General features: G+C 45.6%; 14 protein-coding genes. 8 read left to right on the plus strand and 6 right to left on the minus strand.

Features of this window, described 5'->3' with window-relative positions:
• Positions 1-108: 108 nt before the first annotated feature.
• Entirely contained in the window at positions 109-1,473 is a 1,365-nt protein-coding gene (locus tag DXD68_RS19860; protein WP_122363230.1) for a sigma-54-dependent transcriptional regulator, read from the plus strand.
• On the plus strand, positions 1,470-2,471 hold the full coding sequence (locus DXD68_RS19865) for a sensor histidine kinase (protein WP_122363231.1): 1,002 nt from the start codon (positions 1,470-1,472) through the stop codon (positions 2,469-2,471). The genes DXD68_RS19860 and DXD68_RS19865 overlap by 4 nt, the downstream gene beginning before the upstream one ends.
• A gap of 4 nt (positions 2,472-2,475) precedes the next feature.
• Here DXD68_RS19865 and DXD68_RS19870 read toward each other — a convergent pair whose 3' ends face one another.
• Positions 2,476-5,151: a response regulator gene (locus DXD68_RS19870; protein WP_122363232.1), complete on the minus strand. Its 2,676-nt coding sequence runs from the start codon at positions 5,149-5,151 to the stop codon at positions 2,476-2,478.
• 104 nt (positions 5,152-5,255) lie between these two features.
• Positions 5,256-7,592, minus strand: a complete 2,337-nt coding sequence (locus DXD68_RS19875; RefSeq protein ID WP_410510736.1) for a TonB-dependent receptor — start codon at positions 7,590-7,592, stop codon at positions 5,256-5,258.
• Between the two features lie 131 nt (positions 7,593-7,723).
• Here DXD68_RS19875 and mnmD point away from each other — a divergent pair, with 131 nt between their 5' ends.
• Positions 7,724-8,380: a tRNA (5-methylaminomethyl-2-thiouridine)(34)-methyltransferase MnmD gene (mnmD, locus tag DXD68_RS19880; protein WP_199715781.1), complete on the plus strand. Its 657-nt coding sequence runs from the start codon at positions 7,724-7,726 to the stop codon at positions 8,378-8,380.
• On the opposite strand, the gene trxA is transcribed toward mnmD, so the two are convergent.
• From trxA to DXD68_RS19895, 3 genes are all read right to left on the minus strand, one after another.
• Positions 8,381-8,695, minus strand: coding sequence for a thioredoxin (gene trxA, locus DXD68_RS19885; protein ID WP_122363235.1), 315 nt, complete (start codon positions 8,693-8,695; stop codon positions 8,381-8,383). It lies immediately after the preceding gene.
• Between the two features lie 72 nt (positions 8,696-8,767).
• On the minus strand, positions 8,768-12,571 hold the full coding sequence (gene dnaE, locus DXD68_RS19890) for a DNA polymerase III subunit alpha (protein WP_122363236.1): 3,804 nt from the start codon (positions 12,569-12,571) through the stop codon (positions 8,768-8,770).
• Positions 12,572-12,911: 340 nt separating this feature from the next.
• Complete coding sequence (locus DXD68_RS19895; protein ID WP_122363237.1) at positions 12,912-13,355, minus strand: HU family DNA-binding protein; 444 nt, start codon at positions 13,353-13,355, stop codon at positions 12,912-12,914.
• Positions 13,356-13,567: 212 nt separating this feature from the next.
• On the opposite strand from DXD68_RS19895, the gene DXD68_RS19900 reads away from it, so the two are divergent.
• The 4 genes from DXD68_RS19900 (at position 13,568) to DXD68_RS19915 (ending at position 20,691) form a co-directional block, all read left to right on the plus strand.
• Positions 13,568-13,804: a DUF4248 domain-containing protein gene (locus DXD68_RS19900; protein ID WP_122363238.1), complete on the plus strand. Its 237-nt coding sequence runs from the start codon at positions 13,568-13,570 to the stop codon at positions 13,802-13,804.
• Positions 13,805-13,829: 25 nt separating this feature from the next.
• Positions 13,830-16,214 (plus strand): DUF3987 domain-containing protein, encoded by a 2,385-nt coding sequence (locus DXD68_RS19905; protein WP_122363239.1) that lies wholly within the window; start codon positions 13,830-13,832, stop codon positions 16,212-16,214.
• A 518-nt stretch (positions 16,215-16,732) separates the two neighbouring features.
• Positions 16,733-19,723 carry a DUF6383 domain-containing protein gene (locus DXD68_RS19910; protein WP_147383016.1) on the plus strand — a complete coding sequence of 997 codons (2,991 nt, stop codon included), beginning with the start codon at positions 16,733-16,735 and terminating at the stop codon, positions 19,721-19,723.
• A 326-nt stretch (positions 19,724-20,049) separates the two neighbouring features.
• Complete coding sequence (locus DXD68_RS19915) at positions 20,050-20,691, plus strand: porin family protein (RefSeq protein ID WP_122363241.1); 642 nt, start codon at positions 20,050-20,052, stop codon at positions 20,689-20,691.
• A gap of 170 nt (positions 20,692-20,861) precedes the next feature.
• On the opposite strand, the gene DXD68_RS19920 is transcribed toward DXD68_RS19915, so the two are convergent.
• Positions 20,862-21,107 carry a DUF6722 family protein gene (locus DXD68_RS19920; RefSeq protein WP_122363242.1) on the minus strand — a complete coding sequence of 82 codons (246 nt, stop codon included), beginning with the start codon at positions 21,105-21,107 and terminating at the stop codon, positions 20,862-20,864.
• 282 nt (positions 21,108-21,389) lie between these two features.
• Here DXD68_RS19920 and rplM point away from each other — a divergent pair, with 282 nt between their 5' ends.
• A complete protein-coding gene (gene rplM / locus DXD68_RS19925) occupies positions 21,390-21,845 on the plus strand; it encodes a 50S ribosomal protein L13 (protein WP_122363243.1) in 456 nt (151 codons plus the stop codon).
• The last annotated feature ends 2 nt before the right edge of the window (positions 21,846-21,847 follow it).

Genomic DNA, 21,847 nt, shown 5'->3' on the forward strand with positions numbered 1-21,847 from the left:
GTTGGATGTTTCTTCTTTTACAGTGCGTGAGCGCACGAAAAACGTTCGTATTCGCACACACATGCAACTACTTTTATACGTATCTTTACAACCAAATCAGATACAGGAATGAAACAAGGGAAGATATTGATCATCGATGATAATGAAGATGTGCTTTTTGCATTGAATCTGTTGTTGGAACCTTATGTCGAACAGATACGTGTAACGACACAGCCGGAACGGATCGAGCATTTTATGGAGAGTTATGTGCCCGATGTTATTTTACTGGATATGAATTTCCGGCGGGATGCTATCAGTGGGCAGGAAGGTTTCTTCTGGCTTGAGAAGATAAAAAAGACTGATCCGGACGCCGTCGTTCTTTTTATAACCGCTTATGCAGACACCGAAAAGGCAGTACGTGCCATCAAAGCCGGAGCTACCGATTTTATACCCAAACCCTGGGAGAAAGAGAAGTTGCTTGCCACCTTGTCCGCTGCCCTGAAACTCCGTGAGAGCCGTACCGAGGTGCGGTCGCTGAAGCGTCAGGTCGCTGCTCTTGAAAGCTCGGAAAACGATGGGTTTGAGATTATCGGTGAAAGCAATGCCATGCAGGAGATATTCACGACCATAGAGAAGCTGCGCGATACCGATGCGAATATCCTGATACTGGGAGAGAACGGCACGGGCAAGGATCTTGTGGCGCGTGCTTTATATCATCATTCGCCGCGTAACAACCAGGTCTTTGTCGGGATCGACCTGGGGAGTATTCCCGAACAGCTTTTCGAAAGCGAACTGTTCGGATATGAGAAAGGAGCCTTTACGGATGCCCGCCGCGATAAGCCGGGACGTATGGAGGTGGCAACCGGCGGTACACTGTTCCTCGATGAAATCGGTAACCTGAGTATGCCCATGCAGGCCAAATTGCTGACAGCCATAGAAAAACAGCAGATCACCCGTTTGGGTGCAACCCGTCCGATCTCTATCGATGTCCGCCTGATCTCGGCAACCAATATGAATATTCATGCGATGGTAGGGCAGGGAACTTTCCGCCAGGATTTACTATACCGTATCAATACGATCGAACTGCATATTCCCCCATTGCGGGAACGTGGTAATGATATCCAGCTGCTGGCTGACTATTTCCTGGCACGTTATGCCCGGAAATACAAGAAAGAGATCAGAGGACTGTCGCGTGACGCGCGGAGCAAGTTGCAAAATTATAACTGGCCCGGCAATGTTCGTGAGTTGCAGCATGCGATCGAACGTGCTGTGATTTTGTCTGACGGTACGATGCTGAGACCGGAGAATTTTATGCTGCAGCCGACGGTCTCCAACAAGACTGCGGACCTGGAAGAACTTAACCTGAGTATCCTGGAGAAGGAAGCGATCGAACGGGCTTTGCGGCGTGCCGAAGGAAATGTGACGCGGGCTGCAGAATTATTGGGAATTACTCGTTTTGCCTTGTACCGGAAACTGGATAAGCTGGGCCTATGAAACGTTATATCGTCCCGATAAAGATCCTGCTGATTGTCTTGCTTTCGCTGGCAGTCGCTTTCTTGCTATTGAAAGGTCTTTACTTCACATCGGTTATGGTGGGAGCTATCTTGATTATATTGGCTGTTTCCCTGTACCTGGACCAGCAGAAGGCAATCCGCCGGATGGAACATCTGATAGCGAATATCCATTACGGCGACCTGAATCTTTCTTTCCCGGTACCTTCTTCGGGAGATGCCGAAGCCCAGCTGACCCGTTCGATGAACGAGGCGTTGAATGCATTCCGTTCCCGGCTCTATAATGCAGTGGTAGCGGAGGCAGAAACGGATGCCTGGCAGAAACTGATCCGTGTGCTTACGCATGAGATCATGAACTCGATCGCTCCCATTATCTCCCTGTCGGAAACGGTTACCGAGCGGGCCACTTTGAATGGAATGAATGAACGTGATTATGCAGTTATGCTCCAGGCAATACAAACCATTCACCGTCGTAGCAAAGGGTTGCTCGACTTTGTGGAGAATTACCGCAAGTTGACGCGCATCCCGACTCCTACCATGCAGATATTCCCGGTATCGACTTTGTTCAGCGACTTGCAGAAACTGGTTCCGGCAGAAGGCATACAGGTCGTTTACTCCATTCGCCCGAGCGAATTGCGGTTGTATGCCGATCGGAGCATGATCGAACAAGTCCTTATTAATTTGTTAAAGAACGCGGTAGAAGCCTGTTGTGACAATGAGTTTCCTGAAATCCGCATAGAGGCTTTCAGACGCGACGGCATGCCGGTAATTACCGTGACAGATAATGGCAGCGGTATTGTTCCTGAAGCGTTGGATAAGGTATTTGTACCTTTCTTTACTACCAAACAAGGAGGATCGGGTATCGGATTGAGCGTCTGCCGGCAAATATTGAACCGGCATGGCGGAAATATTACTGTTACTTCAGAGATGGAAAAAGGAACGACATTTACTATGCAGTTCCCCGGTACACGTTCTATCTAAAACTCTACAGAAGTTCCGATATTTTCTGTTTCAGGCTGTCCGGCTTGATTGGTTTGGCTACATAATCATTGAACCCGCTTTGCTTTACGCGTTGCTCATCTTCGGCAAATGCAAAAGCGGTTACAGCAATAATAGGTATGACCGTGTTGTCCTCACGTATTTCCCGGGTAGCCTGGTAACCGTCCATGAGCGGCATTTTGAGGTCCATCAGGATCATGTCCGGATGATATTTCTTATACAGTTCTACAGCTTCCTGCCCGTTCCACGCATGGATAAGGTTGTATTCTTTTAATATGGCTTTTATATAAATGTAATTGCTTTCATTATCCTCGGCTATCAGCAAAGTCGCCTTTTTACTGTCACTGCCGGTAGAAGCATTACTCTGTATTTCAATTCTGGCTGGTCCGGGAACCGCCATATGCGACTCTTCGATCACTGAATCAGGCAGTGTGAACCAGAAAGTCGATCCTTCTCCCAATTCCGATTCCACACCGATCTCTCCTTCCAGCTTCTGCACGATCATCTGGCAGATAGACAGCCCGAGTCCTGTCCCCTGTGCGAAATTATCCAGTTTGACAAAACGTTGGAAGACACTGTCCTTGATGCTTTTATCAATACCGCACCCCGTATCGGTTACGAAGAATTTCAGTTTGTTTTCTTTATGTTTGTATCCGAAACGTATGCTTCCTTCTTTGGTGAATTTGATCGCATTGTTAATGAAGTTGGTCATAACCTGCGACAGGCGGTTTTTGTCGGTCCTGATAATGCAATGCGACATTTTTTCTGTGAATGAAACCTTTACACCCTCGGCTGCTTTCAGGCGCGATGTTTGTTCTATGTCACATAACAACTGATTGATGTCGACATCCGAGTAGACGAATTCAAGCGTGTTGGCCTCGATCTTTGCCAGGTCGAGAATATCGTTTATCAATTGTAACAGGAGCTCGTTGTTATTGTTGATGATACTGATATATTCTTCCCGTTCTTCCAGTTCGTCAGTCATGGCGAGCAACCCGGAGAAACCGACGATCGCATTCAGAGGCGTACGTATCTCATGGCTCATGTTGGCAAGGAATGCCGATTTCAGGTGGTCGGATTCTTCCGCTTTCTCTTTTGCCAGTCTCAGCTCGTTTTCGGCCAGTTTCTGTCTGGTGACATTCTCTTTTTTGAATACGACACCCAATAAATTGTCTTTCGAGTCTATGATCGGATTGGCAAATACATGCGTATATTCGCCCGGAGCACATTGTTTAGTTAATTCGAAAGGCTTTTTACTTTCCATGGCGGATATCAGTGCACATTCGTCGCAGAAAGGCTTTTGTCCGTTTTTAACCAGGCAACAGTTTGTGGGACCGTATTGGGGTCTGCACGGCATTTTGATCTGGTTTTCCCATTTCACCGAGTAATCCGGTTTGATAAAGCGGATGGAAGACTGTATGTTATTCATAATAATAACATTGTCTTTCTGTATATCCAGCAGTTTGTCTTTCAGCCGGTTGGTTTTGAACAGGAAGAACAGGATCATGACCAGGAAGAGCAATAATACGCAGGCCACGATCAACAGAATCTCGAATCTGTACTTCACGAACAGATTCCCGTCGGTGTTGATCAATATAGAATCATCGGGTAAACTACCTTTTTCAATGTTGAATTCTTTCAGCTTTTTGGCATCGAAAGTGTAGGTGTTAGGTATATTTATCGTCTCTATATCTGTAAGCTGTACCTTTTTTGTCTGGATATCGATAGTCTGCCTGGCCAGATCTTTTCCTATCGGACGGTATTTAGGGATATAACCTCCTATAGCCCAGTGACCGAGTCCGATCGATGTCAGAGTGAAAGCCGGGAGAGTCGGGTTGCCGGACATCATGGTGTAAGTCGCATTACCTACATAATAGCCATCGTTTACATCTACACGCCATGTACCTAACAAGATAACAGTTTCTTTGGGTAGCTTTTTTATTTGTTCGACAATCGTATAAATATTGTTCTTTCGTCCGTCCAGTAAGATCAGGCTTTGCTCCGGAAATTCTCTCAACTCTTTTTTTACCAGTGCCTGCAGGGCGATACCGCCGTAGCTGTTGTCTGTTATTAATGCGAAATGTTTTGTCGCAGGATAAAGGTCCAGGGCCAGTTTAAGGTTCTTTTTTATATCGTAATTATAGGTAAATCCCGTGAGATGATATCCTTTGTCGGCATAACTTTTGATATCTATGCTTTCCGGCTCCCATTCACTCATCCTGGTACTGGAGTCCGGCAGTATGACGGCATTGCTGCTGACCATACCGCATATGACAGGTATGTCTATCAGAATCGGATGGTCTTGTGAGAGGTAGGAAGCCCATCCTTCTTGCCCTAAGATAACTATAATCTGCGGAGTATTTTCGTTCTTGTATTTTTCCAGCAAGGTTTCCATTTTTTTCTTCCACAAAGGAGCCTCCGGCAAACTTTTGCAGTTCATGTTTTCGATGATGACCGGTGCGGTGCCCCCCAGACGTTTGTATTCCTCCATAAATTCGGAGATGTTCTGAGTCGTATTGCGGGTGTCCGGGTTATAGGAGCTGATGATAAGAATGGGGTGGGTATCCTCTTCAGCATGACATGGGATAGTCAACGATAAGCATACAAGTATAAACAATATTCGTATGTGGTGTATTCTATTTCTTAAAGTTGTATTAAACATTGATACCTTATCTGTTACAGTCCTTAATCCCGGCTACAAAAATAGACATTATTTGTGAGGTATGCAGAACTATGGCAAAGAAAAACGCAAGAAAATCAAGGGTATCATATTTCAATCATGATGCCGATGCTGGGTAATAAGGTCCCAGTCATACGTTCTACAGGCTTCAGTTCATACCGTTGTTCACCCCTGGGAGCTTCGGGATTTACGATCTTTCCCGTTTTTATGTATACATCCTGCTCTTTGTATTTCGAATTAAGTACATTTTGCAGGTCGATATAGAAGCCGAGCATGATTTTGTTCAGGTAAAACGTCTTGTCCACACGCAGGTCCAGCTGGGTAAACGGTTTCAGGCGCTCGCTGTTGAAGCGGCTGTAATCGTAGTAAAGGCTACCGCTGGCATCCCACGCTTCCACATAACTGCTCTTTTCTACGTCGTAAGGAGTATAGGGAGCACCGCCGACTACCCGGAGTTTGGCTCCTATATCCCAGTTACGGGGGAGGGAATACGTCCCGCTGAATGTGAAGAGGTGCTTATTGTCCCAGGCAGAAGGCAGGTATTTGCCTGTATTTCTGCCGTCCTTAAATTCACTTCTCACATACGTATAGGAGGCGATGAAGGTAAGCCCTTTATAATTGTACCAGCGTCCCATCAGCTCCATCCCGTAGGCGCGTCCGGTAGCTGTGGAAGTAACGGCTTCATTTCCCAGTACACCGTAGTCGGTCCCTTTGGAGGCGAGCGGAATGCTGTCGATGACCGACATCGGGTAACGATTATAATGCTTGTAGAATCCCTCAGCCGTGAATTTCAGATAAGAAGAAGGGCGGTATTCCAGTCCGAGACCCGCCTGGTCGCTGCGGATATATTGCAGGCCGTTGGACTTATTGATATAATTGCCGTTATTGTCTTTGAAACCCATCACGGTGTAAGGAGGAAGCTCGTAATAACGTCCGGCATTGGCATTCAGGTAAACGTCCCCGGCAATCCGGTAGGAAAGTGACAGGCGCGGGGACAATTGGTCGAGCATGTTATTCATTTCGGATGAATAATTGCTGGCATCCGTACGAAGTCCCAATGATGCGGTAAAACGCTCATTGTCGCTTTCATAGATGGCAGTGGCATATAATCCCCATTTCCATATCCCCAGGTCGGTCCGGTAGGTAATCTCGTAGGGATTGGTCGTAAATTGTTTCTGAAAAGTGTGATTGGTATATTCCGAGTAGTCGACGTTGCCGCCTACCTGCAATTGTATGTAAGGGAGACGGAAGATATTCTCACTGCGGAATTTGTTCTCGATCTCGTCCGAACGGTAATTCAGCGTCAGGTTATCTGGCGTACTTTCGTCATTATCACGATATTTGATGTTTTTGTTGTTCATCTGGCTGCGGCTGGCGATCAGCGAATAGATATTTTTTCCTGCATAATGCTTGTAGACGGCTCCCAGCGTATAGGTCTTTTGCTTGACAACCGGCAGGTAAGCCAGGATATACTGGTTCTTCTCGCTCATGTCTTTCATTCCGGTATTCAGTTTCATATCGTCGATAGCTCCCAGACCGAGAAATGTCAGTTCGTTTTTCTTGTTGAAAGAATGTTTTATCTTGAACTGTGCGTCCGTGAAGGTCGGCAGGAAAGGAAGCCCGATCATATCGAACAGGAATTGCAGGTATGACCGCCTGACGGATACCTGGTAAGTCGTTTTATCTCCCATAGGTCCGTTGACTGACACCCCTATATCGGAAGCTCCCAATACGCCGCGTAAGGAGAACTTTTCCTTATTCCCGTCCTGTAGTTTGAAATCCAGTACGGAGCTCAGCGCGTTTCCCCTGGCTGCCGGAAAAGCTGCCGAATAGAAATTCACTTCACGTATGAAATCCGGATTAATGATCCCGACCGGTCCGCCTGAAGCCCCTTGTGTGGAGAAATGGTTGATATTCGGAATTTCTACCCCATCCAGGAAAAAACGGTTTTCTGACGGTCCCCCGCCTCTCACCATCAAGTCATTTCGGAATGCAGCCGTCGAAGCCACTCCGGGAAAAGACTGGACGACGCGTGATATATCCCGGTTTCCGCCGGCACTCTTTTCAATCTCTTTAAATCCTATGACGCGCAAGCCGAGCGGACTTTCAGCCGTTTTACGGAACGGGGAGGCGACGACGCTCACTTCCTGCAGGCTTTCGCTGGCAGGTTCCAGCTCGATCGGGAAAAAGATGTCTTTATTGGCGACGCGGAATTCTGCCGTTACCGTCGGTTTATATCCCAGAAACGAAGCTTGCAGGCGATAGCTGCCGGGCGTGATTCCGGTTATTTCAAAATGGCCGACAGAGTCGGTGGCTGTACCCTGTGTCGTATTCCATATGATCACGGTTGCGTAGGGAATAGGTTCCCCGCTGGCGGCTTCTTTTACTATGCCTTTGACGGAATAGGTTTTTTGTGCTGTCATTACCAGCGGACAAATCACGGAGAGTAGGATGGAGCAAATGAATTTCCAGTACATCAGACTATTTTTTTACAAAGATAATATTTTCTCTACCTTTGCAATATTAATAGAGATATATCGTGGAACAGAATCATATCAATCGCGAATTGCAGCAGACAGCCGACGGCAGTCATACTTTATTTATCCCGGAAATGGACGAACACTACCACTCAGTGAACGGGGCGGTACAGGAGTCGCGCCATGTTTTTATTGAAGCCGGATTGCATCATCAGACCAAAAAAGATATTACCGTCTTCGAAATCGGTTTCGGGACAGGGTTGAATGCCTTCCTGACCTTGCTGGATGCGGAAGAGAATAACCGTTCTGTGAATTATTACTCTGTCGAGCTTTATCCGCTAGCCCCTGAATTGGTCGGGGCATTGAACTACGGAGACATGATCTGTCCGGAAAAGAAAGAATGGTTCGGCGCGTTACATGCCGCATCCTGGAATGAAGCGGCAAAGATTACCGACCGTTTCACTTTGCATAAGATACAGGGGGACAGCAATACCTGCCAATTACCCGAAGACATCGACCTCGTCTATTTCGATGCCTTTGCCCCGGACAAGCAGCCGGAGATGTGGAGCCAGGAGATATTCGATAAAATCTATGCGCATACGTCGGAAGGAGGGATCCTTACCACCTATTGTGCCAAAGGAGTAGTCCGCCGTATGATGCAGAAGGCCGGGTATTCCGTTGAAAGAATACCCGGCCCTCCGGGAAAGCGCGAAATGCTGCGCGCTATGAAATGATTATAAAAGAGCGTCGATCTTAGCAACAAAAACAGGCTTCTGAGCTGCGCCTACCTGTTTGTCTACCAACTTACCGTCCTTGAAGAACAATACGGTCGGGATATTGCGGATTCCAAACTGACCGACAACGTCGTTGTTGTTGTCTACGTCCATCTTACCGATTGTAACGCGTCCTTCATATTCGGTTGCCAGTTCATCGATGATCGGGCTGACCATGCGGCAAGGACCACACCATTCTGCCCAAAAGTCAAGGACCATAGGCTTACCTGAGTTTACTAACTCTTCAAAATTTGCATCTGTAACTTCTAGTGCCATAATTGTATATCTAATTTAAATTGTTCCCTTTTGCGGTGCCAAAAGTACTAATTCTTTCTGCACCGTACAACTTTACCCGTTAATTTTGAAATCAATATTCTCATTCTCCTGCAGGAATTCAACCAGCTTGCTTGTCACGTTCAACCGGATATTCTGTGAGAAGAAATTCTGTGCGATATTGTGTTCTCCGTCCACTACTCTGAAATATAACAGGCTCTGACCCGGATTGTTCTTGATCAGCACCGATAATTCATTGACTGTAGGTTCGTCAAGGTCATGTATCGGCAGGGTAATGCTGATCTTCTCGATCAGCTTGTCTTTCTCGTCCTGCAACAGGCGGATCGAGCCGATATTAAAATCGAGCTCGTTCTCATTCCAGCGGCGTGGTTCCACGCGGGCGGTGATAAGCAGGTACATACCCAGTTTACAGTATTTGCTGTACTCTATATAGTTGTTGCCGAACAAGGCGATCTCGCCGCTACCGGTAAAGTCCTCTATCTTGACTACCCCGTAAGGCTTGCCCGTCTTGGTCATCCCTTCCCGGAAATCGGTGACGATGCCGCCCAGCAGTATCTCGCGCCCTTTCAGACTTTCCCGGTCGCTGAGTTCTGCCATACCCGTGTTGCATACATACGTCAGCACGATACGGTATTCATCCAGCGGGTGGGCGGAAAGATAAATGCCGACCAGTTCCTTTTCTTTGTTCAGGCGCTCCAGGTCGCTCCAGCGCTGGCATACCGGAATTTCCGGTTTGGCGATGGCAATCGAAAGGTCGTCGCTGCCGAACAATGAATTGGCTGCCGTGCTCTTGTCCATCTGGTATTTGTTGCCATAGCGTACCAGCGTATCCAGGAAAAGTTCCCCTTTCCCTGTCTCCCCGAAGAACTGTTCGCGTTGTATGCCGAAGTTGTCGAATGCACCCGCCAAAGCCAGCGATTCGATATTCTTCTTGTTACAGGCGGTCAGGTTCACCCGCTCCACAAAATCGAAAATGTTTTTGTACGGACCGTTCTTCTTCCGCTCTTCGATAATATTCTGTACAGCCGATTCTCCGACACCTTTGACGGCTCCCAGCCCGAAGCGGATGTTCTTGTCCTTGTCTACGCTGAATTTCAGGATCGACTCGTTCACATCCGGGCCTAATACCTGGATACCCATCGCCTTGCATTCGTCCATGAACTTCGTGATATCCACGATATTCGACAAACTTCGGCTCAGTACGGCAGCCATGTATTCCGAAGGATAGTTCGCTTTCAGGAAAGCTGTCTGGTAAGCGACCCACGAATAGCAGGTGGCGTGACTCTTATTGAAAGCATACGACGCGAACTTTTCCCAGTCTCCCCAAATCTTTTCCAGCGTTTCCGGTTTATAACCGTTTGCTTGTCCACCAGCCATGAACTTCGATTTCAGGTGGTTCATCTTTTCAATCAGTTTCTTACCCATCGCTTTACGGAGGGCATCACTTTCACCACGGGTAAAGTTGGCCAGCAAACGTGACAGAAGCATGACCTGTTCCTGATAGACGGTGATACCGTATGTATCTTTCAGGTAACGTTCCATCACCGGTATATCGTATTTGATTTCTTCCTTTCCCTGTTTACGGGCAATGAAAGAAGGGATATAATCCATAGGGCCTGGGCGATACAGGGCATTCATGGCAATCAGGTCTTCGAATTTCGACGGCTGCAATTCTTTCAGGTATTTCTGCATACCGGCGGATTCGAACTGGAATGTTCCGGTTGTTTTTCCTTCGCAGTATAACTTGTAGGTGGGTGGATCCTCCAGGCTGATATGGTCGATATCAAGCTCCTCACCGGTAGTCAGCCGTATGTTTTCGATGGCTTCCTTGATGATTGACAACGTTTTCAGTCCCAGGAAGTCCATCTTGATCAGTCCGGTCTCTTCGATCACCGATCCTTCATATTGGGTCACCAGCATTTCTTCGCCGGTTTCCTTGTCTTTCGCCGTACTTACCGGAACGACATCGGAAATATCGTAACGCCCGATGATAACGCCGCAGGCATGCACGCCCGTGTTACGCACGTTGCCTTCCAGCATCTGTGCATATTTTAATGTATCGCGTGCCAGCGGATCATTACCGGTGGCGGCTTCTTTCAGCTCGGGCACATAGTTGATCGCATCTTTCAGCTTGAACTTTTTCATGTCCGGTATCTTGTCCGGTACCAGCTTCGCCAGCCGGTTCGATTCGGAAAGCGGAAGTTTCTGTACGCGGGCAACGTCCTTGATGGCTGATTTGGTTGCCATCGTACCGTATGTAATGATATGTGCTACGCGGTCGGCTCCGTATTTTTCCGTTACCCAGCGCAATACCTCGCCGCGTCCGTCATCATCGAAGTCGGTATCGATATCGGGGAGGGAGATACGGTCGGGGTTCAGGAAACGTTCGAACAGCAGGTCGTACTTGATCGGGTCGATCTTGGTGATCCCCAGGCAGTAGGCCACAGCCGAACCGGCAGCCGAACCACGTCCGGGACCTACCGATACGCCCAGTTCTTCGCGGGCTGCTTTAATAAAGTCCTGCACAATAAGGAAGTATCCGGGGAACCCCATTGTCTTCATAATGTGCAACTCGAAATCCAGACGTTCCCTGACTTCTTCCGACAGATCTTCGCCATAGCATTCTCTGGCTCCGTCGTAGGTCAGTTTCTTCAGATAGTCGGCTTCCAGCTTGATACGGTAGAGTTTGTCGTATCCGCCCAGCTTCTTGATCTTATCTTTGGCATCTTCTTCGCTCAGGACGACTTTGCCGTTCTCGTCGCGTGTAAACTCTTCGAACAGATCCTGTTCGGTCAGCTTGGCGCGGTAGGATTCTTCGGTTCCGAATTCTTCAGGTATGGCAAATGTCGGCATGATAGGACCGCTGTCGATGGAGTAGAAGTCTACTTTGTCGGCTATCTCAAGCGTATTGCTGAGTACTTCGGGAATATCGGCAAAGATGGCGTTCATCTCGGCGGTCGTTTTCATCCATTCCTGTTTGGAATAGCGCATACGGGTCGGGTCGTCGAGGTCTTTGCCGGTACTGAGGCAGATCAGGCGGTCGTGTGCCTCGGCATCTTCCTGGTTGACGAAATGCACATCGTTGGTGGCGATCAGCTTGATATTGTGTTTGTGAGCCAGTTCGATCAAGACCTTGTTCACTTCCTGCTGTTTGGGATACGTGGTGCAGTCGGCATTCGGATCGTGTGTCTCGTGCCGTTGCATTTCCAGGTAATAGTCTTCGCCGAACAGGTTCTTGAACCAGAGGATCGATTCTTCCGCCTTGTCTATCCGGTCATGCATGATATGCTGTGGAATCTCACCTCCGAGACAGGCGGAACAGACGATCAGGTCTTCGTGATATTTTTCCAGCAGTTCGTGGTCGATACGCGGACGGCCATAGAAGCCTTCGGTCCATGAGATGGAGACCATCTTGATCAGGTTTTTATATCCCCGCAGGTTTTTAGCCAGCACGATCAGGTGGTAACCGCTACGGTCTTCCTTGGTTGACTTGTTATGCCGTCCGTTGCGGGCACAATAACACTCGCATCCGATGATGGGCTTGAATATCTTTTTCTTTTCAGCTTCTATCAATCCCGGGATTGCTTCTATCCGAGCCTGTTCGTCAGCCGTAAGTTCTTCTTTCGCCTTCAGCGTCTTCAGTTCCTTTTCAAGATCCTTGATAGCTCCGAGCGGCTTACCGTTCTTCTTGGAAACTTTATTGAAGAACTCTTTTATACCGAACATATTCCCGTGATCGGTCACTGCAATCGCGTTCATGCCGTCTTTCTGTGCCTTGTCTATCAAAGCATCGATAGAGGCTTGCCCATCCAACAGGGAATACTGGGTATGGACGTGTAGATGTATAAATGGTTCCATATATGATTCTTTAATCTCGACCTTACAAAGATACTATTTTTGTCTGGAAGAGTGGCGATTTAATTGACAATTGATGAATTTGGTAAGGGCGGGTTTTATCCCACCGCCCTTACGATAACTTCAGCCTGATCCTAAGGGACAGGTGTAAATAGAGTGTGATCCCTTTCCTTGCCAGGCGGAGCAGCAGGGCTAGGATAGGTTTGAGTGACGGTAGTTGCTTCATCATCTGTCGATGGTTTAAAGTGAAACAAAAAGTTCAGCAATGCAAGAATAAATTCGATGATTCGTTTGAATTTGGACATCTTTTTTTAAGTTTATAAGTGAATGATTTAAAGAAAGGTTACTCAATGACCGGACGGTCATCTTCCCCGTCGCTTCCGGATTGTTCCGGTTCCTTGCCGATGCGTTCGAGGCTGACCTTTTCGATCATCGCCCGCAATTTCGTGCCCGGTGTGAAGATGATCTTCGGCTTGCGGATCATGCTTGCCTGAAAATCCTTTTCTGCAACCGTTCCCGAGCTGCCGATCGAGAGGCGGAAATTCCCCAGCCTGCCCAACTGTACGACCTCGTTGCGCAGCAGCGATTCTTCCATGGCACGCAGCAGCCCGCGCACCACCAGTGAAACATCGCCGTCGCTCGCCGTCGAACGATCGGCTACCACGTCACAGATCGAATCGAAATCCATTGTGCCGCTGACCGGAGCCGAGGCATAATACCGCTTGGCATCCGCTGCCGCTCCTTTTGTAAGGTCCTTTTTCTGGACCAGCTTGTACTTTACTGACATACTTTTAAATGTTTAAGGGTTAGTGTAATAAGTAGCTCTCTTTGAACTACATTACAAAGATAATATATGCTTTGTTTCTCACCGGAAGCTGCCGGATGGTAGGGAATGATCAGTATGTATTTCTTTTTCTGTAAATAGTTGTCTTTCGGAGGATAACGTATGGATATTATACGTATATTGTAGTCACTTAATTGTCTAAAAAATAAAACAGTATGGACGGTAAAAAAAGAGAAATGTCTCCCTGGGGGAGAGCGTATGGGGTAACGGAATTTGCCCAATTGTATTTTCCGGGTCAGACACCGGTGATTGCCTATAAACGTATGTGGGAATGGATACGCACTTCCCGCGGGCTGAAAGCGAAGCTCGAAGCCGCAGGATGGGTAAAGTTTCAGAAATTGTATACGCCGAAGCAGGTCTCCGTATTGATAGACCATTTGGGAGAACCCTGATCAGGTGTCATTAAAAATTTGTTTCATGAGTGAATTGAAAAAACAACAAGTGGAATGCTCATTCTTTGAATCGGCATTCAAGACAGCGGTCTGCGCAACCATCTTTTTGGATGATTACCTTGCCGGAGTAAAGAACGGAAAGCACAAGGCTGCCGTCGAACGTTTGCGCGGCTATTTGGCAGCCCACGATGCGGAACATGCCGAGAGCACGAAGAAGCGTCTGCCCCTGCTGGTGGCGGGCGGCGTGATGGAAGGTGGCCGTAAATTGGAGCACATGGTACGTTACAGCCAGTGTGTGCCGATCGACCTGGACGATGTGCCGGGGTCGGCGCTTGATTTTCTGCATCAGGCGGAGGCTCTCGATTATGTGAAAGCGGGACATGTCAGTCCTTCGGGTACGGGTGACAAACTGTTTGTGCTGGTGGATAGCTCTTTGGCGGACCATCAGTCGGCATTCGGGTATGTGAGCCGGATGATCGAACACGACCTTCCGGGCGTGAAAGTGGACATTTCGGGCAAGGACGCCAACCGCGGCTGCTTTGCGGGTTACGATCCGGAGGCTTTCTATAAAGAGGAATCGCGCGTGGTGCATATCCCTGTCGAAGAACTGAAGGCTGAAAAGCAACAGGCAGCTCCGGCAGCCCGACCTTCCGCACATGTGACGGGGCAACCGGTAAAGACGACGTTGTCGAATTATATCGACCGTTTCGAATCGGATAACTCTTTTATGGACGGAGGCCGCCACAGCTATTTGGTGAAGTTGGCTTCGGCGCTGAACAGTGCCGGTTTTGCGGAGTATGAGGTGGAGTCCGAATGCCTGCGCCGCTACTCGGAACCGGGTTTTCCGGAGAAAGAAATCCGGGGCATCGTGGCGGATATCTACCAGCGTTATCGCGGGGCGCACGGATCGAATCCCTGGACTCCACCTGTGCCTCCTTCCAGGCCGGCGAGTCTCAACAGTCTCACAAGTCTCACCCCTCTTCCTGAAAATCCGGCATCTGAAGAATTGTCTCCTATGGGCTTTGATATTGAGCCGGACGAGGCGTGTTTGCCCCACTTCGACAAGGCTGTTCTGGACCGTCTTCCGGGACTGCTTTTGGACGTTCTCAAAACGTCCGGCGACGAGCGTGAATACGATCTGATGGCGATATCCTCGATCACGATGCTTAGTACCGTGTTGCCCGGTGTCAGCGGCATGTTGAAGAAAACACCTTACAAACCTCCTTTCTACACCCTGATCGTTGGTGAATCGGGAAGTGGAAAGGGTTGTATCAGCATGCTCCATAAACTGGTCGACTACTGGCAGGAGTACGTATTGAATAACTCGAAAGCTTTGGTGAAGGAAGCGAAAAAAGAGAAAGAGGCTTATGAGCTTTACAAGGCGCAGCAGCGTACGGGAAAAGCAAAACTCCCCGCTGGTCCTGTCCCCGAAGAGCCCGAACCGGTATATGAAAAGCGGCTTCATATGAGCGGCTATACCTCTACGGCGCGTATGATCGAACAGCTGGAGATAAACAAACCTTATGCTTCGCTGCTCTTCGAGACCGAGCTGGAGTCGGTGAACAATACGATGATGCAGGATTTCGGCGGTTACGGCTATGTCCTGAACCAGGCTTTCCATCATGAGCGGATCAGTTGTTCTTCGAGAACGAACGGGACTTCTTTTGTGGAAGCTCCCGAACTGGGATTCCTGGCAACCGGTACGCCTGCGATGTTGCAGAAGCTGATCCCTTCCACCGAAAGTGGGCTTTACAGCCGTCTGTTGATTTACCGCATTGCCGGTCGTACGGATTATCAGCCGCTGACATCGTCGGACGATACGATGAGCTGTGTGCATTACTTCAACAATCTGGGGTTGCGTGTGCTCGATATGGCGGTACACCTGGAGAAATCGCACACGTTCGTGTCCTTCTCCGATAAGCAGCGTAAACGTCTCGACCGTTACTTTGAACGTGAATATTATAATGTACGCGTATTCGGTAACAGCGACGTGACTTCGGTGGTGCTGCGCCATCGCCTGATTATTTTCCGTATTGCCATGACACTGACGGGGATACGTAAAGGAGAAAGCCGTAGCATGGAGGAAGATATCGAGATTTCGGACGATGATTTCGAAATAGCTTACCATATCGGTACGCGTTGCCTGCGTCATTCGTTGCTGGTGAGCACTAGTCTGAAGCACAGCGATGCGGATCAGCATCACAAATTGCCGGATGCACAGGTCGGCCTGTTCGATGCGATGCCCGATGAGTTTAAAACGGCAGAGGTTTTGACCGAGGCGAGCGTCCGGGGAATCAGCCGTGCGAGCGTATTCCGTATGTTGAAAAATGCCCAGCTATATGGTTTAGTTGAGTTAGTATCAATAGGTTGCTACCGGAAGACGGAAAAAGGCAAGCATGTTAAAAATTGAAAACGGGGGGTGAGACTTATGAGACTCGTGAGACTCATTAACATTTCACCGTCTGAAACCGTTCTTTTCCTGAATGGATGGTAATCGGCTCGAAAACGAGTAGGCATCGGGGTTCTGACGGGTAGGCATCTGTTTGAAAGGTGACCGGCAAAAGGGTCAAAAATGCCTTTTTTGAAAGGGCTCGAAAACTGTATTCTAGGAATTGAATATCAAACATCGAAGGCTCGAAAAAATATGACTAAAATAATCGTTCCTTTTTTCTCGCCAGCAAATTTACGACATTCTTTCAAACCTCCAATCATTTCATCAATATTTTTTCCAAATCTATCTTCTTTCTTATCAACGCATTATAAAAGTGAGTACGAAATTCACACTTTTTGACACGAAGTTAAAAAAGGCTCGAAAACATGACTAGAAAAAAGGAACGTTTAAACTAGTCATTTAACAATTGATGACATTTAAACGACATAGAACAGGACTTTTATATAACACTATTATTAATATTAAATTTATTGATTATGAACAAAAAGTTTTCTACTTTCTTGGTGGCTATGCTTTTAGCAGGCGGGTCACTTTTTAGTGGAGTAAATGCACAAACAACTTTGTTGTCAGGAAACAATTTTACTGCAACAACTGAAGGGGAATATTATATTCTAAGAGTTGTTAGTGGTACGCCAAGTACTGCTCCAGATGCAGGTCAAGTATCTTTAACAGTGAATAAAGGCGAGTTTACTTATGCTGCCGCAGATCAGGTTGCTTCTCAAAATATTTGGAAGGCAGTACCTGTTAAGCAAAATGGAAAAGTGCTAGGTTATTCATTGGTAAATGCAAATGGTGTAAAATTGGCTTTTTCAGAAAAAGTTAACGCAGGCGTTACTTCTTATGAATATAGTACTGATGGAACTATTTCAACTTTTGAATTTAACGGCTTGCAGGTAAAGGCTGTAGGTGTTGATTTGTATTTGGCATGGGATTATACTGCTAACCAACCGAAATTAGTAGCAGTATCTGATATTGCTAATTCAGGGACAAGTAAACCTTGTTACAATTTAGCTTTTGGTATTTACACATTAGATCCTTCAGCAATCACACGTACAGATTTAAATAATAAACTGAAGAGTGGTTTCGGTTTAGGTATTGGTTATCTGAAAGATGGCAAAGCTGATAAGTTTACTGAATACACGCTGAAAGGTGGCGAGGCTTTTGCTGGTACTTTGAAAGCGAACGATGAGATTACTGATAATACAAATCTGGGTGTTACATTTACTGCTTTGGCTGATAATACAGAATCTTATTTGTATAATGCAAATGCTAAGAAGTTTGTTGTATTATTGAATCAGAAATGGAGTAAACAGAATACTGACTTGATTCCTGCAACTGGTGATTTGCTGAAAGGTTATAAATTTGGTTTGATGACAGCAAAAGAGTTGATTGAAGCATTAATAGCTGATGCAAAAGAAACTGATGCTGCTAAAAAAACAATCAAATCTTATGTATTCCGCATCTCACAGCCGAATGTAGTTATTGATGAACCGTTGGAGGTTGCTGTTAAGATAGATACTGAGTGGGCTGAATTATTGGTTGCAGAAGTTGACGGTAGCTATTTGCTGACAACAGCAAAAGCTTCTACTGTAGACAAGAAAGCTGACTATGCATCAACTACTTATGTTAAATTCGGTCAAGGCAACAACTTTGATGCATCTAAATATTATGGATATGCAATCAATATCAAGGGAGTAAAGGGTACTAATAATGGTAAGACATTGGTTCCTAATGCAACAACTGCAACATGGGAAAATGCAGATTATGTAGCTTTCTCTAAACCGGAAGGACAGTGGATCATCACTGAAGATGTAAACGGATTGGCATTGACAAACCGTGAAACGAAAACTGTATCAGATTTTGCAATTGGTTCTTTACGTCATAAATCAGGTGATGTATATTACAGTGATGATAGTGAATATGAAATTACAAAAGTTATTGAATTAGGAGGCGAATCTTTTGCTTATTATGGTAATTATAAGCAAGATGATGCAAACAATGGTAATGCTCAGACATATGCTATTACTTTGGTAAACAAGGTGACTGGTAAACTGAACTACGTAGGTTTCGATGGTGAAGGTAAAGTGGTTTTGACTGACAATGCTGCCGCTGCTATCAACTTCAATATGAAAAAGACGGCTACGACTGACATTATGGGAGACGATGGTAAAATCAAATCCGAAAAAGCAACGGACTTATTCCGTATTACCAATGATATCATGGTTTACAATAAAGACGATGAAGCATGGGAGTTGAAGGAGGATGGAGATACAATCAGCTATTATCGTTATGAACTGGAATATAATGGTAAGTATTTGGCTACATCTGGCGATAAATTGGATTTGATTACAGAATCGGAGACTGTTTCAGCAGACAACTATGTTGTTAAATTCAAAGAAGGAACAACTGTAAATGTTATTAATGTAGAAGATACCGATGCTGATAATGTAACAAATGCAGAAGAATTGTTGGATGAGAACATGCTATACTTTGATTTCAACTATGCAGAGTTGAGACAAGCTAAAAATATCTATAATTGGGTTGCTAATGCTCAGTTGGAAATGTTAGGCAATGCTCCGGCTGTTTATCGTACGATCGCTGCTCCTGACACATTGGAGTTCTTCCGTACAGAATATGCTGATGAGTTCTTGTTCGAACATGGCGAATTCCTGGGTATGACTTACAACCGTGAAAAATATAACCCGTCTATCTTTGTAGATACAGCTTATGTTCGTGGAGAAACAAAGAAACCGTTCTATATGTTGGCTGTAGGTGTAGACAAAACAGATGCTACACAAAAATGCCCGATCTGTGGTAAGGAAGATTGTGAACATGCAGAAGAAATTCCTGGAATGATCGCTGCTCGTTACCTGGTATCATTCACAGACTCTGTGGCTGCTCACCGTGCAGAATTGAACAACAAGTTCTATTATGCAGGAACTACAATGACTAAATTAGGATTTGTTCCGGCTGTACATCATGTAGATACTTTGGTTATCGAAACTCCGTCTAAGAAAGTATTGGTAGGTGATCAGAAGATCAATCCGGCTAAATTCGCTTTCCGTATCGTGGATGCAGAAACAGAAGATTTCGTAATCGAAACAGCTCTTCGTAACAGCTTGTCTGACGCCTCTCAGGGTTACAAGATCGCTTATGTAAAATGGCATAACGGTTGTCCTGTATTGACTGAAAAACTGAATGAAGCTGAAGTCTTCAATGTACGTGAAACATCAGAAACTCCGACAGCTAACGACGAAATCTCAACTGAAAGTGTATCGGTAATTGCTACAGACGGCGCTGTTATCATCAAGGGTGCTGAAGGCAAGAAAGTCGCTATCAGCAATGTACTTGGTCAGACAGTTGCTAACACAATGATCACTTCAAGTGAAGCAACAATCTCTGTTCCTGCAGGTATCGTTGTAGTAGCCATAGAAGGCGAAGCTGCTGTAAAAGCAATCGTAAAATAAGCAATTATTTAAAATCAAATAATTCTAAATTGTTTACCGCGTGGTTCATATTGCATGCAACGCACAAAGAGCCAATTACCCTGCGACAGGCGAACAAGCGGTAGATATTAATACTAAAGTAATGAAATAAAGTTCTTCTGTTCGATCTCTGTGAAGAGCAACAACAGACAAAAAGTAAGTCACCTCGGTTTTAGGGTCGGGGTGGCTTTATTTACTGATATATGTTCTGTTTTCTTTCAATTTGCTGAATCATACGTTAATTTCATGAAATAAGTATCATCGTTAGAAAAAAAAACTATCTTTGCTCGTAGAAAAGAGGATATAGCATGAAAAAAATTGGATTGGTAATAATATTGGTGATGTTGATGGTCTTGCCGTCTGCGGCACAGGTTACCTGGGGGGTACGTGGCGGGTTGGCTTATTCGTCGCTGGTACAGAAGATTGACAATAATTATCAGTCGGGAGCCCGCTTTGGTTTCAGTGTGGCAGGGTTGGCGCAGATACCTTTATATAAGAGACTGTCATTGCAACCGGAAGTCGCATTCGTGCATCAGGGAGGTAATTATCTTTCCAAAATCTCGGATGGAGAGGTGCTGGATCCGGCTTATCCGAAGACGAAATGTAACTATTATTCCATTCTTGTTCCGGTCAACCTGGTGTATACTTTCCAGTTTACCGATGTCTATTTCAGTGTGATGGCCGGTCCGGCTGTCGATTTCTCTCTTTTCGGAAAGATGCGAACTAAAAATGTCGATACCGATATCGTTTTCGGAAAATCGGGCGAGGCAGACCTTCAAACGTTCGACCTGGGAGTAAATCTCGGATTACAGGTTGAATATTCCAATTTCTTCTTTTCCGTATCCGCCCTATGCGGAACCTTAGACCGCCGTACTTCCAAACACGACGGCGAATCTTCCCTTTATCAGAATAATGTCACTTTCTCACTGGGGTATTATTTTAGGAAGTAACTTTATTGAATAAAAAAGCCCTGTGTGTTTACACAGAGCTTTAGCTTGTTATAAAAATTATTTATAAGTTATCCAGCCATCTTTTGCCAGGTTTGGTGTAAAGCCATGCAAGGAAAGCACCAGCTACTACACAACCGATTGTGAAAAATAAAGCTAACCCATTCATATTATTATTGTTTTAATATTTTATTTCCAATATAAGCAAGTATATAAGTTTGTAAAATACCGACACAAATCATATACCAACTCATAAAATCCGATATATCTTTTTGTAAAACTAGCATTTCTCCTAAAACGATAGCTGCAAATGTTAGTTTTGCCAGATCATAGAAGAATTTACCAAGACTTTCTTTACGAATTTTATCCTGTTCCCGTTTCTCTCGTTTTATCTCTTGTTGCTTCTCCCACGTTCCCATATCGCAAATATACAAAATAAATTAGCGATAGGTATCTCATTGATTATAAAAAATGTTTGCCGTACTTTATACCTTCTATCTCTTAGCTGTTCATAATGAAAAAGATGTGTAAATATTTTGTATTTCGAAGAAAAGCCGTACCTTTGCAAGCCGAATATTATCAAATTGTACTAAGGGTTTAGTTTCTAGCACATTATTACGTCAAGTGTCCGTAGTGATAATGACAGCGAAAAAACTAAGCGCTTGTTTTTTAGAGTTATTAATTAATTAATTTATTAAGCAGTGGATACTTTAAGTTTTAAGACCATTTCTGCAAACAAAGCAACTGTAAACAAAGAGTGGGTCATCGTTGACGCTGATGGACAGACTTTGGGACGCCTTTGTGCAAAAGTAGCAAAACTTTTGCGCGGCAAGTACAAACCCAACTTCACTCCTCATGTTGATTGTGGTGATAATGTAATCATTATCAATGCAGATAAAATCGTTCTGACAGGAAACAAATGGAACGATCGTATTTATTTGAGATATACCGGATATCCCGGTGGACAGATCGAGTACACACCTAACGACTTGATGAAGAAAGGTGCTAGTCATTTGTTCAAGAAAGTAGTAAAGGGTATGTTGCCTAAAAACCGTCTGGGTGCTAAGTTACTTGGTAACTTATATGTATATGAAGGAACAGAGCACAAACACGAAGCTCAACAGCCTAAGTCAATCGATATAAACTCACTTAAATAATA

Source organism: Parabacteroides sp. TM07-1AC, from assembly GCF_003480915.1.
GTDB lineage: Bacteria > Bacteroidota > Bacteroidia > Bacteroidales > Tannerellaceae > Parabacteroides > Parabacteroides chongii.

Bases quoted from the DNA above. Each gene is read 5' to 3' on its own strand.
- DXD68_RS19860 (WP_122363230.1), top strand. From the start codon at position 109: ATGAAACAAGGGAAGATATTGATCATCGATGATAATGAAGATGTGCTT.
- DXD68_RS19865 (WP_122363231.1), top strand. From the start codon at position 1,470: ATGAAACGTTATATCGTCCCGATAAAGATCCTGCTGATTGTCTTGCTT.
- DXD68_RS19870 (WP_122363232.1), bottom strand. From the start codon at position 5,151: ATGTTTAATACAACTTTAAGAAATAGAATACACCACATACGAATATTG.
- DXD68_RS19875 (WP_410510736.1), bottom strand. From the start codon at position 7,592: ATGACAGCACAAAAAACCTATTCCGTCAAAGGCATAGTAAAAGAAGCC.
- trxA (WP_122363235.1), bottom strand. From the start codon at position 8,695: ATGGCACTAGAAGTTACAGATGCAAATTTTGAAGAGTTAGTAAACTCA.
- dnaE (WP_122363236.1), bottom strand. From the start codon at position 12,571: ATGGAACCATTTATACATCTACACGTCCATACCCAGTATTCCCTGTTG.
- DXD68_RS19895 (WP_122363237.1), bottom strand. From the start codon at position 13,355: ATGTCAGTAAAGTACAAGCTGGTCCAGAAAAAGGACCTTACAAAAGGA.
- DXD68_RS19900 (WP_122363238.1), top strand. From the start codon at position 13,568: ATGGACGGTAAAAAAAGAGAAATGTCTCCCTGGGGGAGAGCGTATGGG.
- DXD68_RS19905 (WP_122363239.1), top strand. From the start codon at position 13,830: ATGAGTGAATTGAAAAAACAACAAGTGGAATGCTCATTCTTTGAATCG.
- DXD68_RS19910 (WP_147383016.1), top strand. From the start codon at position 16,733: ATGAACAAAAAGTTTTCTACTTTCTTGGTGGCTATGCTTTTAGCAGGC.
- DXD68_RS19915 (WP_122363241.1), top strand. From the start codon at position 20,050: ATGAAAAAAATTGGATTGGTAATAATATTGGTGATGTTGATGGTCTTG.
- DXD68_RS19920 (WP_122363242.1), bottom strand. From the start codon at position 21,107: ATGGGAACGTGGGAGAAGCAACAAGAGATAAAACGAGAGAAACGGGAA.